Source organism: Erythrobacter sp. S43 (assembly GCF_057364955.1).
In genome coordinates this window covers 233,974-248,210 of sequence record NZ_CP200285.1, presented here as the reverse complement: position 1 = coordinate 248,210, position 14,237 = coordinate 233,974, and the positions used below count along the sequence as shown (strand labels likewise).

Genomic DNA, 14,237 nt, shown 5'->3' with positions numbered 1-14,237 from the left:
GACGATGGCACGTTCCGTCTGGAAAGGTCCGTTTGTCGAACTCAGCCTTCTCAAGAAGGCCGAAGACGCACAGGAAGCGGGCAACTCGAAGCCGATCAAAACCTGGTCGCGCCGTTCGACTATTCTGCCGCAGTTCGTTGGACTTACCTTCAACGTTTACAACGGTCAGAAGTTCATCCCCGTAGCCGTTTCGGAAGAAATGGTCGGCCACAAGCTTGGTGAGTTCGCTCCTACGCGCAACTTCCCGGGTCACGCGGCTGACAAGAAGGGCAAGCGATAATGGGCAAGGCAAAATCACCTCGCCGCGTTGCGGACAATGAGGCGCTCGCCGTCGGCACCACGATCCGTGGTTCGGCGCAGAAGCTCAACCTCGTTGCCGAGCTGATCCGCGGCAAGAAGGCCGAAGAGGCCATGAACATCCTCTCCTTCTCCAAGAAGGCGATGGCGAAAGACGCCAGCAAGGTGCTCGCATCGGCGATCGCCAACGCGGAGAACAACCACGATCTCGACGTCGACGCGCTCGTCGTTGCCGAGGCTTCGGTTGGCAAGTCGATCACCATGAAGCGTTTCCACACTCGTGGTCGCGGTAAGTCGACGCGCATTCTGAAGCCTTTCAGCAAGCTGCGCATTGTCGTTCGCGAAGTAGAGGAGGCCTAATCCATGGGTCAGAAGAGTAACCCAATCGGTCTGCGTCTCCAGATCAACCGTACGTGGGACAGCCGCTGGTACGCCGAAGGGCGCGACTATGCCGGTCTTCTCGCTGAGGACATCAAGATCCGCAAATACATCCTTGAAACGGTGCCGCAGGCAGCGATTTCGAAGGTTGTGATCGAGCGACCGGCCAAACTGTGCCGCGTATCGATCTATGCGGCTCGTCCGGGTGTCATCATCGGTAAGAAGGGCGCGGACATTGAGAAGCTGCGTTCTAAGCTGTCGACCATGACCGAAAGCGAAGTGAAGCTGAACATCGTTGAGATCCGCAAGCCGGAAATCGACGCCAAGCTCGTCGCTCAGGGCATTGCAGACCAGCTGATCCGCCGTGTGGCTTTCCGTCGTGCGATGAAGCGCGCCATGCAGTCGGCCATGCGTCTTGGTGCTGAAGGCATCAAGATCGTGTGTGGCGGCCGTCTTGGTGGTGCCGAGATCGCTCGTGTTGAACAGTATCGTGAAGGCCGCGTTCCGCTGCACACGCTGCGGGCCAACATTGATTACGCTGAGACCGAAGCACTCACCGCTTACGGCATCATCGGGATCAAGGTTTGGGTCTTCAAAGGCGAAATCCTCGGTCACGATCCGACCGCGCAGGACCGTCTGATGATGGAATCGCAAACTTCGGGAGTACGTCCGGCGCGTTGAGCGTGGGACGGCTAAAAAGGTAAGAGAAAATGCTTCAACCGAAGAAAACCAAATATCGTAAGGCCTTTAAAGGCCGGATCAAAGGCGACGCTAAGGGCGGCACTACGCTGAACTTTGGTGCCTATGGTCTCAAAGCGCTTGAGCCCGAGCGTCTTACTGCGCGTCAGATTGAGGCCGCTCGTCGTGCTATCACCCGCGCCATGAAGCGTCAGGGCCGTCTGTGGATCCGTGTGTTCCCTGATGTCCCCGTGTCGAAGAAGCCTGCCGAAGTTCGTCAGGGTAAAGGCAAGGGTTCTGTCGAATACTGGGCAGCTCGCGTAAAGCCGGGCCGCATCCTGTTCGAACTCGACGGCGTTGATGGTCAGTTGGCCGCGCTCGCATTTGAACGCGCAGCTATGAAACTGCCGATCAAAACCAAAGTTGTTGCCCGTATGGGTGACACATCGCACCTGGGAGGCAACTGATGGCCGACATCGAAGACCTTCGCACCAAGACCGATGATCAGCTGTCCGCTGAACTGACCGATCTTAAGCGCGAGCAGTACAACCTGCGTTTCCAGGCTGCGACCAACCAGCTCGAAAAGCCTTCGCGCATCAAGGATGTCCGTCGTTCGATCGCTCAGATCAAGACGCTTCAGACTGAGCGCGCTGCGGCTGCAAAGGCGTAAGGAGTAGACAATGCCGAAACGTATCCTGATCGGAACTGTCACCTCCGACAAGACCGACAAAACCGTGACCGTACTGGTCGAACGCAAGGTGAAGCACCCGCTTTACGGGAAGATCATCCGTCGTTCGAAAAAGTATCACGCTCACGATGAGAAGAACGAATACACGCTGGGCGATGTTGTCCGCATCGAGGAGACCAAACCGATCTCCAAGACCAAAACCTGGGCTGTGAAGGACCGGGTTGTTGCGGGCGGTACGCAGGCGATCGAAGCTGATCTGGACGTGGCAGAAGCCACACCGGGCGGCGCAGAGTAATTTGACGAGGAACTGCTGAGCCCCGGACGGTAATCGGGCGTCCCAGCAAGCCAAGAGAAGGAACCGGATCAATGATCCAGATGCAATCCAATCTCGACGTCGCGGACAATAGCGGCGCAAAGCGCGTCCAGTGCATTAAGGTGCTGGGCGGGTCTAAGCGACGTTTTGCCTCCGTAGGCGACGTGATCGTGGTTTCCGTGAAGGAAGCCCAGCCACGCGCGAAGGTCAAAAAGGGCGACGTTCACCGTGCGGTGATCGTGCGCACCAAGAAGGACGTTCGTCGTCCTGATGGCAGCGTGATCCGTTTTGACAGCAACGCTGCTGTTCTCGTGAACAAGAGCGAAGAGCCAATCGGCACTCGTATCTTTGGCCCGGTGGTCCGCGAACTGCGCGGCCGCGGCTTCATGAAGATCATCTCGCTCGCTCCGGAGGTGCTGTAACCATGGCTGCCAAGATTAAAAAGGGTGACGAAGTCGTCGTGCTTTCCGGCAAGGACAAGGGCCGTAAGGGCACCGTCCAGCAGGTTATGCCGAAAGACGGGAAGGTTGTTGTCGAAGGCATCAACGTCGTTGCGCGTCACCGTAAGCCGAGCCAGCAGAACCCACAGGGTGGCATCGACCGTTTCCCGGCTCCGATGAACATCTCCAAGGTTGCTGTTGCAGATCCCAAGGATGGCTCGCCGACCCGTGTCCGCTTTGAAACCAAAGACGGCAAGAAGGTCCGCGTCGCTGTAAAGAGTGGGGAGACCATCGATGGCTGATTACACGCCTCGCAAGAAGGCCCAGTATGACGACGAGATCGTCAAGGCCATGACCGAAAAGTTCGGTTACAAGAACCGTCTCGAAGTTCCGAAGATCGAAAAGATCACGCTCAACATGGGCGTGGGCGAAGCGAGCCAGGACAAGAAGAAGGTTCAGATCGCTGCTGAAGAAATGGCCCTGATCTCTGGTCAGAAGCCTGTCATCACCAAAGCGAAGAAGTCGATCGCTCAGTTCAAACTGCGCGAAGGCATGCCGATCGGTTGCAAGGTAACCCTGCGCCGTGACCGTATGTTCGAATTCCTCGACCGTCTGGTGACCATTGCAATGCCCCGCATCCGCGACTTCCGCGGCGTAAACGCGAAATCGTTCGACGGTCGTGGCAACTACGCAATGGGCCTCAAGGAACAGATCGTGTTCCCTGAGATCAGCTACGACAAGATCGACAAGGTGCGCGGCATGGACATCATCGTGACCACCACCGCCAAAACCGACGAAGAGGCGCGCGAATTGCTGCGTCTGTTCGGCTTCCCTTTCCAGGGTGAAGCCAACCAAGAAAAGCAAGCGGCGTGAGCCGGTAAAGGAAGAGAGCTTAAGTCCAATGGCGAAACTGAGTTCCATCAATAAGAACGAGAAGCGTAAGGCTCTCGTGAAGAAGTACGCAGCTAAGTACGAGAAGCTGAAGGCGATCGCGGATGACGAAAGCCTTGATGAGAGCGAACGCCTCATCGCGCGTCTCAAGATGGCTGAGATCCCGCGCAACGGTAACCCGACCCGGGTTCGTAACCGCTGTGCCACCACCGGCCGCCCGCGCGGCTATTATCGCAAGTTCGGCATCAACCGTATCGAACTGCGTAACCTCGGCAACCGTGGTCTGATCCCCGGTCTGACCAAGTCGAGCTGGTGAGGAATTAACAAATGGCTATGACCGATCCACTGGGTGATATGCTCACCCGTATCCGCAACGGCCAGCGTGCGAAGAAGGACAGCGTCCTTTCGCCCGCTTCCAAGCTGCGTGCGAACGTTCTCGAAGTGCTTCAGCGCGAAGGCTACATTCGTGGCTACAGCGATGATGCTTCGGGCAAGCACCCGCAGCTGCGGATTGAACTGAAATATTTCGAAGGCGAGCCTGCGATCAAGCATGTCGCGCGCGTTTCGAAGCCTGGCCGCCGCGTCTATTCGGGTTCGCAAGAACTCCCGGTTGTGCGCAACGGACTGGGTATCACCATCGTATCGACCCCGCGCGGTGTTCTTTCGGACGCTGAAGCACGCGACAACAAGGTCGGCGGTGAAGTGCTCGCGGAGGTGTTCTGATGAGCCGTATTGGTAAGAAAGCTGTTGCGATCCCGGGCGGTGTTACCGCTACGATCGACAACGGCCAGCTGACCGTGAAGGGGCCGAAGGGCACTCTTTCGATGGGTCTGTCCGAGCTTATCGACTACAAAGTCGAAGGCGACGAAATCCAGGTCAATCCGGCCAACGATTCCAAGCAAGCACGCTCTTTCTGGGGCATGCAGCGCACGCTGGTGTCGAATTTGGTTGAAGGTGTAACCGAAGGCTTCTCGAAGACGCTGGAAATCTCGGGCGTTGGTTATCGTGCCAAGTCGCAGGGCAAGACCCTGAAGCTTGAGCTTGGTTTCAGCCACGACGTCGACCTGACTGTGCCGGAAGGCATCGAAGTCAAGACGCCAGATCAGACCACGGTAGAAATCAGCGGCATCGACAAACAGGCTGTTGGCCAGTTTGCTGCCGAAATCCGCGAATGGCGTAAGCCTGAGCCTTATAAAGGCAAGGGCATTAAGTATCGCGGTGAATACATCTTCCGCAAGGAAGGGAAGAAGAAGTAAGATGGCAAAACTATCTCTCTTTGAACGTCGCCGTCGCCGTGTTCGCACTGCGCTCCGCTCGCGGGCCGGTGGTAAGCCGCGCCTTTCGGTGCACCGCACTGGCCGTCACATCTACGCGCAGATAATCGACGATGCAGAAGGCCGTACGGTCGCAGCTGCTTCGACGCTGGGCGCGAAGAAGTCGGGCGCAAATGTCGACGCTGCCTATCAGGTTGGCAAAGACATCGCCGCTGCTGCGAAAAAAGCTGGTGTGACCACTGTCGTGTTCGATCGCGGCGGGTTCCTGTTCCATGGCCGCGTTAAGGCGCTGGCCGATGCCGCTCGCGAAGGCGGGCTGGAGTTCTGATGATGGCTGACGAAAAGAAACCAGAAGAAACCGCCCCTGAGGCTGTTGCGCCGGAAGCAACTCCGGAAACCGCAGCACCCGAAGCGGCAGCTCCTGCTGCTGAGGCGGCTCCGGCTGAAGAAGCCAAGACCGAAGCACCCGCTGAAGCTGCTCCTGCAGCTGAAGAGCAAAAGGGTCGTGGTCGTGGCCGTGGTGGCAACCGTGAAGGCGGTCGTGGCCGTGGTCGCGGTGGTCGTGACGGTGGCCGAGGTCGCCGCGAGGAAGAAGATGACGGCATCATCGAAAAGCTGGTGCACATCAACCGCGTCTCGAAAACGGTGAAGGGTGGTAAGCGTTTCGGCTTTGCTGCACTCGTCGTTGTCGGTGACGGTCAGGGCCGCGTTGGCTTTGGTCACGGTAAGGCTCGTGAAGTTCCTGAGGCAATTACCAAAGCAACTGCTGCTGCGCGTAAGAAGATGATCCGCGTTCCTTTGAAAGAAGGCCGCACGCTTCACCATGATGGCAATGGCCGTTTCGGTGCTGGCAAGGTCACCGTTCGCACGGCGCCTCCGGGTACCGGTATCATCGCCGGTGGTCCGATGCGTGCAGTGTTTGAAAGCCTCGGCGTTGCTGACGTTGTGACCAAATCGGTCGGCACGTCCAACCCGTACAACATGATCCGCGCCACGTTCGAGGCGCTGCAGGACCAGACTTCGCCGAAGTCGGTTGCTCAGCGTCGCGGCAAGAAAGTCGCCGACCTTCTGGGTCGCGGCGGCGCTAGCGAAGCCGAAGCAGCAGTCGATGCTGCGGCTGTAGCGGAGTAAGATCCCATGGCTACCATCAAGATCAAACAGATCGGTTCGCCGATCCGTCGTCCCGAAAGCCAGCGTAAGATCCTTATCGGTCTTGGGCTGAACAAGATGCACAAGGTCGTTGAGCGTCAGGATACCCCTGAAGTTCGCGGCGCGGTCGCGAAGATCCCGCATCTTGCGAAGATCGTGGACTAATCAAATCTGGGGCCTCGCAGTTGCGGGGCCTCACTCTTTCAGCGCGAAGAAAAGCGAAAGCGAGTGCAAACTATGAAACTCAACGACATCCGTGACAATGCAGGCGCCCGTAAAGGTCGCATGCGCGTGGGCCGTGGTATCGGCTCTGGCAAAGGCAAAACCGCAGCACGCGGTCAGAAGGGTCAGAAATCCCGTTCTGGTGTTGCCATCAAGGGCTTTGAAGGCGGCCAGATGCCGCTTCACATGCGCCTGCCAAAGCGTGGCTTCAACAACAAGTTCGCCAAGGACTTTGCTGAAGTGAATATCGGCATGGTGCAGAAGTTCATCGACGCCAAGAAGCTCGACGGGAAGAAGGACATCACCGAAGAAGCGCTTCGCGAAGCCGGCTTGGTTCGCGGTGGCAAGGACGGTGTGCGTCTACTCGGCAAGGGCGAGATCAAAGCTAAGGCGAAATTCGTCGTTGCTGGTGCCACTAAGGGCGCGATTGCAGCGGTTGAAAAGGCCGGTGGCAGCGTCGAAGTGACCGCGCCGATCAACGCCGAAGTTAAAGCCGCCAAGCAGGCTTCCAAGAAATAATCGGACAAAATCAGGGCGGGGGGTTCGACAACGGGCCCCCCGCTCCCTATTTATCGTCTCTGACACCGCAGCTGACCTTGTTGGCGCGGCCAAGAATTAGGATCGACGATACCCATGGCATCACGCGCCGATAACTTCGCCAGCAACATGAACTTTGGCAACTTCGCCAAAGCCACCGAGCTGCGCCAGCGCATCTGGTTCACAATCGGCGCTCTGATTGTGTTCCGTTTCCTCAGCTTCATCCCTCTTCCCGGCGTCAACCCGGCTGCTTTGCAGAACCTGGCTGAACTTGGCCGTGGCGGCATCCTCGACATGTTCAACATGTTCTCGGGCGGCTCGCTTGAACGGATGAGCCTGATCGCGCTGGGCGTTATGCCATACATTACCGCGTCGATTGTGGTGCAGATGGCGGCGGCACTTCACCCGACGCTGGCTGCGCTGAAGAAAGAAGGGGCGACTGGGCGGCAGAAGCTGAACCAGTATACGCGCTACGGCACAGTCTTCCTTTGCGCGATCCAAGGATACTTCCTTGCCGCGGGTCTCGAAAGCTTCGCGAGCCAGTCTGGCATCGCGGCGGTGGTGAACCCGGGCTACATGTTCCGCATTGGCGCAGTCATCAGTCTTATCGGTGGTACCATGTTCCTGCTGTGGCTGGGTGAGCAGATCACATCGCGCGGTATTGGTAACGGTGTTTCGCTGATCATCATGGCGGGCATCGTCGCTCAGTTCCCGAACTTTGCCAGCAACCTGTTCGAAGGCGGCCGTACCGGCTCGATCTCTCCGGGCATCATCATTGGCTTCATCATCATGGTCGTGGTGCTGATCCTATTCATCGCGTTTATGGAGCGTGCGCAGCGCAGGCTGCTGATCCAGTATCCGAAGCGTGCGACGCAACAGGGTATGATGCAGGCAGATCGCTCGCACCTGCCGCTGAAGCTCAACACTGCTGGTGTTATTCCACCGATCTTTGCAAGCTCGTTGCTGCTTCTGCCGCTGACGATCACGCAGTTCGCCGGTAACTCGGTTGACACTGAAAGTGGCGTTGGTGCCAGCATCGTGTGGCTCAACCAGTACCTGGCTCATGGCCAACCGATTTACATGCTGCTCTATGCCATCGGCATCATCTTCTTCTGCTTCTTCTACACTGCGGTTGTGTTCAACCCAGAAGAGACAGCTGATAACCTGAAGAAGAATGGCGGCTTCATTCCCGGCATCCGTCCGGGCAAGCGCACGGCAGAATATCTTGAGTATGTGCTTTCGCGCATCACCGTTGTTGGCGCGATCTACCTGACGCTGGTCTGCGTCATTCCGGAATACATGATCGCTCAGACAGGCATCCCGCTGTTCCTCGGCGGCACCAGCCTTCTGATTGTGGTCAACGTGACGGTTGATACGCTTAGCCAGATCCAGTCGCACCTGCTGGCGCACCAGTATGGCGATCTCATCAAAAAGGCTAAGTTGAAAGGCCGCATGCGCTAAAGCATGAAAAGGTTGGTCGGGCGCGCCAACGCGCCTGGGTGACTGTGGCGTGACAATAGGGGACTAGCGCTCGTGAACATCATTCTTCTTGGCCCTCCGGGCGCAGGCAAAGGCACGCAGAGTGCAGGGCTGGTCGAACGCCACGGCATGAAACAGCTCTCAACCGGCGATATGCTTCGTGCGGCTGTGAAAGCTGAGACACCCGTTGGCCTTGCGGCGAAGGCAGTGATGGATCGCGGCGAGCTGGTTTCCGACGAAATCGTATCATCACTGATTGACGAGAATCTGGCGACAATGCCTACAGAGCAGGGCGCCATTTTCGACGGCTACCCGCGCACGGCTGCACAGGCTGACGATCTTGACCGCATCCTTGCCAAGAACGGCCGTTCGCTTGATCACGTGATCGAGCTGGGCGTCGATGTGGATGCTTTGGTGGAACGGATCACCGGTCGCTTCTCCTGCGCCAGCTGCGGTGCGCTTTATCACGACACCGCGAACCCGCCCTCCAAAGAAGGCGAGTGCGATGTTTGCGGCTCTACCGAGTTCAAGCGCCGCCCGGACGACAATGAAGAGACCGTGCGCACTCGCATGGAGGAATATCGCGCCAAAACCGCGCCGATCCTTCCAGGCTATGAAGCGCGTGGCATTGTGAGCCGCGTTGATGGCATGGGCGCAATTGACGAGGTCGCCAGCGCGATTGACGCGATCCTCGGCTAAGGTCGGCGCAGTCTCGTCTTGGGGCTTTTCCAATTCTATCTGATCGCCTAGGTCCGCAATCGGACTTGGGAGACTCCTTCAATGCATAAGACACTTGCCGCTTTCGGCGCCGCGCTCATTTTCACCGCAACTGCTGCTCAGGCCGAAGTGGTTGAGGCCGATGCCAGCGGGTTTGTGACGCGTGACGAGGCTGTTGTTGAGGCGTCGCCCAAGGAAGTGTGGCTGGCGCTGATCGATCCGTCGAAATGGTGGAATTCCTCGCACACGTTCACTGGGGACTCAGCCAACTTATCTTTGACGCCGCAAGCGGGTGGATGTTTTTGCGAGAAAGTCCCAGAGGTCGATGAACCGGGTCGTTTCACGCTGGAAGGCAGCGTGGAGCATCTTCGCGTTGTGAATTCCCAACCCGAAGTCGCAATCCGATTGGTTGGCGCGCTGGGTCCTTTGCAAAGCGAGCCAGTCAATGGAGTGCTGACCGTGGCCTTAACCGAAGTGGAGCAGGGGACGCGGATCGTCTGGGAATACCATGTCGGTGGCCGGATGCGGTTTGAAATTCCGGTTATCTCCAAAGCTGTCGATGGTGTCATGACACAGCAGCTCAATGGGCTATCCAAACTTTTGGGCCGCGTTGATTTGCCTAAGGAGGAGGAATCCTCCGTCGACGGTGAGGAAGATACATCCATAGGGGAAGAAGGCGCAGAAGAAGCCGACGATGCTCCTGCTGATGGGGAAGAGGCGCCGGCAGACGAAGCCAGCGCTGAATTCGAAGATGCCTTTGGCGAGCCAGTTACGAATGAGCCGGAGCTGTTACTGTAATCGGCGCACTTTGCGTTAACTGCCGTCAAGGTGTATGACATCCTTGAAATCGCATCGTAGCCGCCCATATCTGCGGCTCGGTCGATAATGCGCGCCTAAGTGTTGACCTTGCAGGCAGAATCAACGTAAGCGCGCCGCTCATTCGACACGTTCGAAACCAGTCCGGCAGGCACTGCCCATTCGTGGTGTGCCATCCGGACTTTTGCCGTTTTTAGGCTGGTCCAGAACGTTTCGATGAATTGAGCGTTGAGATAGGGCAGGCGGTTCAATCCCGTAAATCCCTGTGGAGCATGGAGAATTAAGTGGCTCGTATTGCCGGGGTAAACATCCCCACAAACAAGCGTGTGATCATCGCGCTGACGTATATTCACGGAATTGGCCGTACCACGGCTGTCCAGATTGCAGACAAACTTGGCATTCCGCACACTGCGCGTGTTCAGGACCTCACCGATGAGGAAGTCCTGCGCATTCGTGAGACAATCGACGCGGATCACATGGTCGAGGGTGACCTTCGTCGCGAAACCGCGATGAACATCAAACGTCTGATGGACCTGCGTTCGTATCGCGGTCTTCGTCACCGTAACCAGTTGCCCGTTCGCGGTCAGCGCACGCACACCAACGCCCGCACCCGTAAGGGTAAGGCCAAGCCGATCGCAGGCAAGAAGAAGTAAGCCAGAGCATTTTGCTCAAGGCTTTTCCCTTCTTCCAAGAAAATAAGGAATACGAGAAATGGCACGCGAACCCGGCAAGGTAAGACGCCGCGACCGTAAAAACATCTCAAGCGGCGTTGCGCACATCAACGCCAGCTTCAACAACACCATGATCACCATCACCGATGCGCAGGGCAATGCGATCAGCTGGTCCAGCGCCGGCATGATGGGTTTCAAAGGCAGCCGTAAGTCGACGCCGTATGCAGCACAGGTTGCTGCCGACGATGCCGGCAAGAAAGCCGCCGACCACGGTGTGCGCACCCTCGAAGTCGAAGTGAAGGGCCCGGGTTCGGGTCGTGAGAGCGCGTTGCGCGGTCTTGCTGCAGTCGGCTTCAACATCACGTCGATCCGCGATGTGACGCCAATCCCGCATAACGGGGTGCGTCCGTCGAAGCGTCGTCGCGTCTGATCCGTAACTGCCCCGGCGGCTTTCGGGCCGCCGAGACTTACTCGGACCGGACGCGCCTCTGACTGGCGTCCCGGTCCGCACACATTTCAACCCGCTGCAAAGCGAATTAGGGGAAATCCATGTCCGTCAACACGAAGAACTGGCAGGAACTCAAGAAACCCAACCAACTCGAAGTCAAAGAAGGCGGAGACAAAGGTCGCAAGGCAACTTTCGTCGCTGAACCGCTCGAGCGCGGCTTTGGCCTGACGCTCGGCAACGCGCTGCGCCGTGTTCTGCTTTCGTCGCTTCAGGGTGCCGCGATCACTTCGATCAAGATCGAAAACGTGCTGCACGAATTCTCTTCGCTCGCTGGCGTGCGCGAAGACGTGACCGACATCGTTCTGAACGTGAAGCAAATCGCTCTCAAGATGGAAGGTGAAGGCGCCAAGCGTCTGCAGCTTTCGGTCACTGGCCCGGCTGAAGTGAAAGCTGGCGACATCGCTGTAACCGGCGACATCGAAGTGATGAACAAGGACCTCGTCCTGTGCCACCTCGATGAAGGTGCGACGCTCAACATGGAGCTGACCGCTGACGTGGGTAAGGGCTACGCTCCGGCTGTTCAGAACCGTCCGGCCGATGCGCCGATCGGTCTGATCCCGGTCGACTCGCTTTACTCGCCTGTTCGTCAGGTGAGCTACAAGGTTGAGAACGCTCGTGTTGGCCAGGAGCTCGACTATGACAAGCTCTCGCTGACCATCGAAACCGACGGGACCGTCACTCCCGAAGACGCTGTGGCTTACGCTGCGCGCATCCTTCAGGACCAGCTGACGCTGTTCGTCCACTTCGAAGACGGCATCCCGCAGCCGCAGTCGGCCATGATCGGTCAGGCTGCTACGCCGCAGGAAGACGACGCCAACCAGCTCAACCGTTACCTTCTCAAGAAGGTCGACGAGCTCGAGCTGTCGGTGCGTTCGGCCAACTGCCTCAAGAACGACAACATCATCTACATCGGCGATCTGGTTCAGAAGACCGAAGCCGAGATGCTGCGTACGCCGAACTTCGGCCGTAAGTCGCTCAACGAGATCAAGGAAGTTCTCTCCAGCATGGGTCTGCGCCTCGGCATGGACATCCCGGGCTGGCCGCCAGAGAACATCGAAGAAATGGCTAAGAAGCTCGAACAAGAGCTGCTCGGCTAATCAGGTTCCGGCGGCGCACCTTAAGCGCCGCCAGTACCGGGCTACCTCATACGGGCCCCTTACAAACTGAAGGAAGAATACAATGCGTCACGGAATTTCACAGCGTAAGCTGAGCCGTAAGTCGGGCCACCGTAAGGCTCTTTTCCGCAACATGTCGGCTGCTCTTATTAAGCACGAGCAGATCGTCACAACTCTGCCGAAGGCGAAAGAACTGCGTCCTTACGTCGAGAAGCTGATCACGCTGGCCAAGCGTGGCGGCCTTTCGAACCGTCGTCTGGCCCAGAGCCGCTTGCAGGACGAAACGCAGCTGAAGAAGCTGTTTGACGTTCTGGCCGAGCGTTACAGCGACCGCGACGGTGGTTACACCCGCATCATCAAAGCCGGCTTTCGCGACAGCGACGCTTCGCAAATGGCTGTCATTGAATTCGTCGACCGTGACGAAGATGCACGCGGTCAGGACAGCGGTCCGGACATGAGCGAAGCTGACGAGTACGAAGACGCCTAAGTCTTCGCACCATGAGATAGAAAGGGGCTGGCAGAGCGATCTGTCGGCCCCTTTTCTTTTGTGCGGGCAGGGTTAGTGTCGCACGCATGAAGAATTTGACCCTCGCGCTCACCGGCGCTGCGCTCGCTCTTTCAACCACCGCAACCGCACAGTCGGCTCAAGACAAACTGGACGAGCGATACAATCGCGCGCTGGCCGCAGGATATAAGGCGCTGTTCCTGTGCGGCGCTCTTGCAAACTCTGAGCGCAATGGGACAAACAGGCTCGAAAACAGCGTGAAGGCGTGGGAGCTGACGGGTGTCTATTCGAAGATCGACCCCATCGTCCGAACTTTGGAGCACCGCGTTATCCGAGCCGAAAATCGCATGATCAGTCACGTTGAGGTCGACTGGGCTGACAATATGCCGCCAAGATTTGCCAAAGCTTCATTTGAAGATGGTTGCCGACTTGCGCCTATTGGTATGGAGCCGGGACCGCCTGAGAGTGATGCCCCGTTCGAGAAGGACAAGCTAAAATCCTGGCCCACTTCGCCAGATGGTGGACCGATGTTTCCGCCGCAAATCTTCACGTTCACCGACCGTAATCCATACCAGACGCAAATGGCGGCAGCGCTTGATGGCACTTATGGTGAGGGATCGCGAACCACAGCAATCGTAATCGCGCAGGGGGAGAATGCGTATTCGCGTTATGTTGATCCAGTAAAGATCGACCGAGAGAACCTGGCGAATTCCGTCGGTGGCTATACGCGCAGCACACCCCAACGCACTTGGTCCGTCGCCAAAAGCATCGCCGCGACCTTGGTAGGAGCCGCGGTTCACAAAGGTCAGATTGATGTAGACGCCGCCGGAGTGCGGGAAGAGTGGAAGGATGATGCGCGCAAGGATATTACCGTCGACCATCTACTGCGAATGGCATCGGGTCGATACTCCGACACTCCAGGCAACCGCACCGATCCGCTCTATGCGGGCGGCTCAACGGTGGAGGAGACCGCGACCGATTGGCCGCTGATCCACAAGCCGGGCAAAGTTTATCGCTATGCCAACAATGACACATTGATGGCGATCAAAGCGATCACCGACCGCACCGACGACTTTGATCCTCAGGCATTTTTCAAAACAGTGGGTATGTTTGGCACCGTCGCCGAAACCGATTGGTCAGGCGATTACATCCTCTCAAGTCAGGTTTGGACAACCGCTAATGACCTCGTCGCGCTAGGTAAACTACACTTGCGCGACGGTGTGCTCGAAAATGGCACCCGTATCCTTCCCGAAGGCTGGACCAAGTATGTCTCCACCCCTTCAGGCCCGCAGCCAGAAGGACGCGGGTGGGGCTATGGTGCGGGGTGGTGGCTGTTCAACAACCATCAAGGCATCCCGAAGGATACGTTCCTCGCGGCGGGCAATCGCGGACAGTATTTGGTGATTGTCCCCAGCATGGATCTGGTGATCGTACGGCGCGGGGAAGACATGGTGGGCACCCGTTTCGATATCGAGGCATTCACCCGCGATGTCATTTCAGCAATCAGCACGACAGACGGCTAATACTGCGACACTTCGTTACTTGCGTTCAGATAAAAG

At 57.6% G+C, this 14,237-nt stretch carries 25 protein-coding genes; 24 read left to right on the top strand and 1 reads right to left on the bottom strand.

The features are described from left to right. The first annotated feature begins 4 nt into the window (after nt 1–4). The 19 genes from rpsS (at nt 5) to AC0V6K_RS01165 (ending at nt 9,861) form a co-directional block, all read left to right on the top strand. A complete protein-coding gene (gene rpsS / locus AC0V6K_RS01255; protein WP_472623996.1) occupies nt 5–280 on the top strand; it encodes a 30S ribosomal protein S19 in 276 nt (91 codons plus the stop codon). Next, a complete protein-coding gene (rplV, locus tag AC0V6K_RS01250) occupies nt 280–657 on the top strand; it encodes a 50S ribosomal protein L22 (RefSeq protein WP_472623994.1) in 378 nt (125 codons plus the stop codon). Before rpsS ends, rplV begins: the two co-directional genes overlap by 1 nt. Before the next feature lie 3 nt (nt 658–660). After that, the gene (gene rpsC, locus AC0V6K_RS01245; RefSeq protein ID WP_472623992.1) at nt 661–1,356 is read left to right on the top strand and encodes a 30S ribosomal protein S3; all 696 of its coding nucleotides are present in this window, start codon (nt 661–663) and stop codon (nt 1,354–1,356) included. A gap of 29 nt (nt 1,357–1,385) precedes the next feature. Continuing rightward, a complete protein-coding gene (gene rplP, locus AC0V6K_RS01240) occupies nt 1,386–1,820 on the top strand; it encodes a 50S ribosomal protein L16 (RefSeq protein ID WP_472623990.1) in 435 nt (144 codons plus the stop codon). Then, on the top strand, nt 1,820–2,023 hold the full coding sequence (rpmC, locus tag AC0V6K_RS01235) for a 50S ribosomal protein L29 (RefSeq protein WP_472623988.1): 204 nt from the start codon (nt 1,820–1,822) through the stop codon (nt 2,021–2,023). Before rplP ends, rpmC begins: the two co-directional genes overlap by 1 nt. Before the next feature lie 10 nt (nt 2,024–2,033). Next, nucleotides 2,034–2,336, top strand: a complete 303-nt coding sequence (rpsQ, locus tag AC0V6K_RS01230; RefSeq protein WP_011414553.1) for a 30S ribosomal protein S17 — start codon at nt 2,034–2,036, stop codon at nt 2,334–2,336. A gap of 71 nt (nt 2,337–2,407) precedes the next feature. Continuing rightward, nucleotides 2,408–2,776, top strand: coding sequence for a 50S ribosomal protein L14 (gene rplN / locus AC0V6K_RS01225; RefSeq protein ID WP_010411138.1), 369 nt, complete (start codon nt 2,408–2,410; stop codon nt 2,774–2,776). A 2-nt stretch (nt 2,777–2,778) separates the two neighbouring features. Then, nucleotides 2,779–3,096 carry a 50S ribosomal protein L24 gene (gene rplX / locus AC0V6K_RS01220; RefSeq protein ID WP_472623986.1) on the top strand — a complete coding sequence of 106 codons (318 nt, stop codon included), beginning with the start codon at nt 2,779–2,781 and terminating at the stop codon, nt 3,094–3,096. Next, the gene (gene rplE, locus AC0V6K_RS01215) at nt 3,089–3,667 is read left to right on the top strand and encodes a 50S ribosomal protein L5 (protein ID WP_472623984.1); all 579 of its coding nucleotides are present in this window, start codon (nt 3,089–3,091) and stop codon (nt 3,665–3,667) included. Before rplX ends, rplE begins: the two co-directional genes overlap by 8 nt. 28 nt (nt 3,668–3,695) lie before the next feature. Next, nucleotides 3,696–4,001 (top strand): 30S ribosomal protein S14, encoded by a 306-nt coding sequence (gene rpsN, locus AC0V6K_RS01210; protein WP_472623982.1) that lies wholly within the window; start codon nt 3,696–3,698, stop codon nt 3,999–4,001. Nucleotides 4,002–4,012: 11 nt separating this feature from the next. Next, the gene (gene rpsH / locus AC0V6K_RS01205) at nt 4,013–4,408 is read left to right on the top strand and encodes a 30S ribosomal protein S8 (protein WP_472623980.1); all 396 of its coding nucleotides are present in this window, start codon (nt 4,013–4,015) and stop codon (nt 4,406–4,408) included. Beyond that, on the top strand, nt 4,408–4,941 hold the full coding sequence (gene rplF / locus AC0V6K_RS01200; protein ID WP_472623978.1) for a 50S ribosomal protein L6: 534 nt from the start codon (nt 4,408–4,410) through the stop codon (nt 4,939–4,941). The genes rpsH and rplF overlap by 1 nt, the downstream gene beginning before the upstream one ends. Before the next feature lies 1 nt (nt 4,942). Continuing rightward, nucleotides 4,943–5,287 carry a 50S ribosomal protein L18 gene (gene rplR / locus AC0V6K_RS01195; protein WP_472623976.1) on the top strand — a complete coding sequence of 115 codons (345 nt, stop codon included), beginning with the start codon at nt 4,943–4,945 and terminating at the stop codon, nt 5,285–5,287. Then, the gene (rpsE, locus tag AC0V6K_RS01190; protein ID WP_472623974.1) at nt 5,287–6,090 is read left to right on the top strand and encodes a 30S ribosomal protein S5; all 804 of its coding nucleotides are present in this window, start codon (nt 5,287–5,289) and stop codon (nt 6,088–6,090) included. The genes rplR and rpsE overlap by 1 nt, the downstream gene beginning before the upstream one ends. A 6-nt stretch (nt 6,091–6,096) precedes the next feature. Then, nucleotides 6,097–6,273, top strand: coding sequence for a 50S ribosomal protein L30 (gene rpmD, locus AC0V6K_RS01185; RefSeq protein WP_472623972.1), 177 nt, complete (start codon nt 6,097–6,099; stop codon nt 6,271–6,273). A 72-nt stretch (nt 6,274–6,345) separates the two neighbouring features. After that, nucleotides 6,346–6,849, top strand: a complete 504-nt coding sequence (gene rplO, locus AC0V6K_RS01180; protein WP_472623970.1) for a 50S ribosomal protein L15 — start codon at nt 6,346–6,348, stop codon at nt 6,847–6,849. A 114-nt stretch (nt 6,850–6,963) separates the two neighbouring features. After that, entirely contained in the window at nt 6,964–8,328 is a 1,365-nt protein-coding gene (secY, locus tag AC0V6K_RS01175; protein ID WP_472623968.1) for a preprotein translocase subunit SecY, read from the top strand. A 72-nt stretch (nt 8,329–8,400) separates the two neighbouring features. Further along, nucleotides 8,401–9,045, top strand: a complete 645-nt coding sequence (locus tag AC0V6K_RS01170) for an adenylate kinase (RefSeq protein ID WP_472623966.1) — start codon at nt 8,401–8,403, stop codon at nt 9,043–9,045. Between the two features lie 81 nt (nt 9,046–9,126). Then, entirely contained in the window at nt 9,127–9,861 is a 735-nt protein-coding gene (locus tag AC0V6K_RS01165) for an SRPBCC family protein (protein ID WP_472623964.1), read from the top strand. A gap of 95 nt (nt 9,862–9,956) precedes the next feature. Here the strand turns inward: AC0V6K_RS01165 and AC0V6K_RS01160 are convergent, their stop codons facing one another. Continuing rightward, nucleotides 9,957–10,130: a hypothetical protein gene (locus AC0V6K_RS01160; RefSeq protein WP_472623962.1), complete on the bottom strand. Its 174-nt coding sequence runs from the start codon at nt 10,128–10,130 to the stop codon at nt 9,957–9,959. A gap of 33 nt (nt 10,131–10,163) precedes the next feature. Here AC0V6K_RS01160 and rpsM point away from each other — a divergent pair, with 33 nt between their 5' ends. From rpsM to AC0V6K_RS01135, 5 genes are all read left to right on the top strand, one after another. After that, nucleotides 10,164–10,532 carry a 30S ribosomal protein S13 gene (rpsM, locus tag AC0V6K_RS01155; RefSeq protein ID WP_067598475.1) on the top strand — a complete coding sequence of 123 codons (369 nt, stop codon included), beginning with the start codon at nt 10,164–10,166 and terminating at the stop codon, nt 10,530–10,532. A 58-nt stretch (nt 10,533–10,590) separates the two neighbouring features. Beyond that, nucleotides 10,591–10,980: a 30S ribosomal protein S11 gene (gene rpsK, locus AC0V6K_RS01150; protein WP_472623960.1), complete on the top strand. Its 390-nt coding sequence runs from the start codon at nt 10,591–10,593 to the stop codon at nt 10,978–10,980. Nucleotides 10,981–11,099: 119 nt separating this feature from the next. Then, nucleotides 11,100–12,155, top strand: coding sequence for a DNA-directed RNA polymerase subunit alpha (locus tag AC0V6K_RS01145; RefSeq protein ID WP_472623958.1), 1,056 nt, complete (start codon nt 11,100–11,102; stop codon nt 12,153–12,155). 82 nt (nt 12,156–12,237) lie between these two features. Then, nucleotides 12,238–12,660, top strand: a complete 423-nt coding sequence (gene rplQ, locus AC0V6K_RS01140; RefSeq protein WP_472623956.1) for a 50S ribosomal protein L17 — start codon at nt 12,238–12,240, stop codon at nt 12,658–12,660. An 86-nt stretch (nt 12,661–12,746) separates the two neighbouring features. Then, nucleotides 12,747–14,201: a serine hydrolase domain-containing protein gene (locus tag AC0V6K_RS01135; RefSeq protein WP_472623954.1), complete on the top strand. Its 1,455-nt coding sequence runs from the start codon at nt 12,747–12,749 to the stop codon at nt 14,199–14,201. The last annotated feature ends 36 nt before the right edge of the window (nt 14,202–14,237 follow it).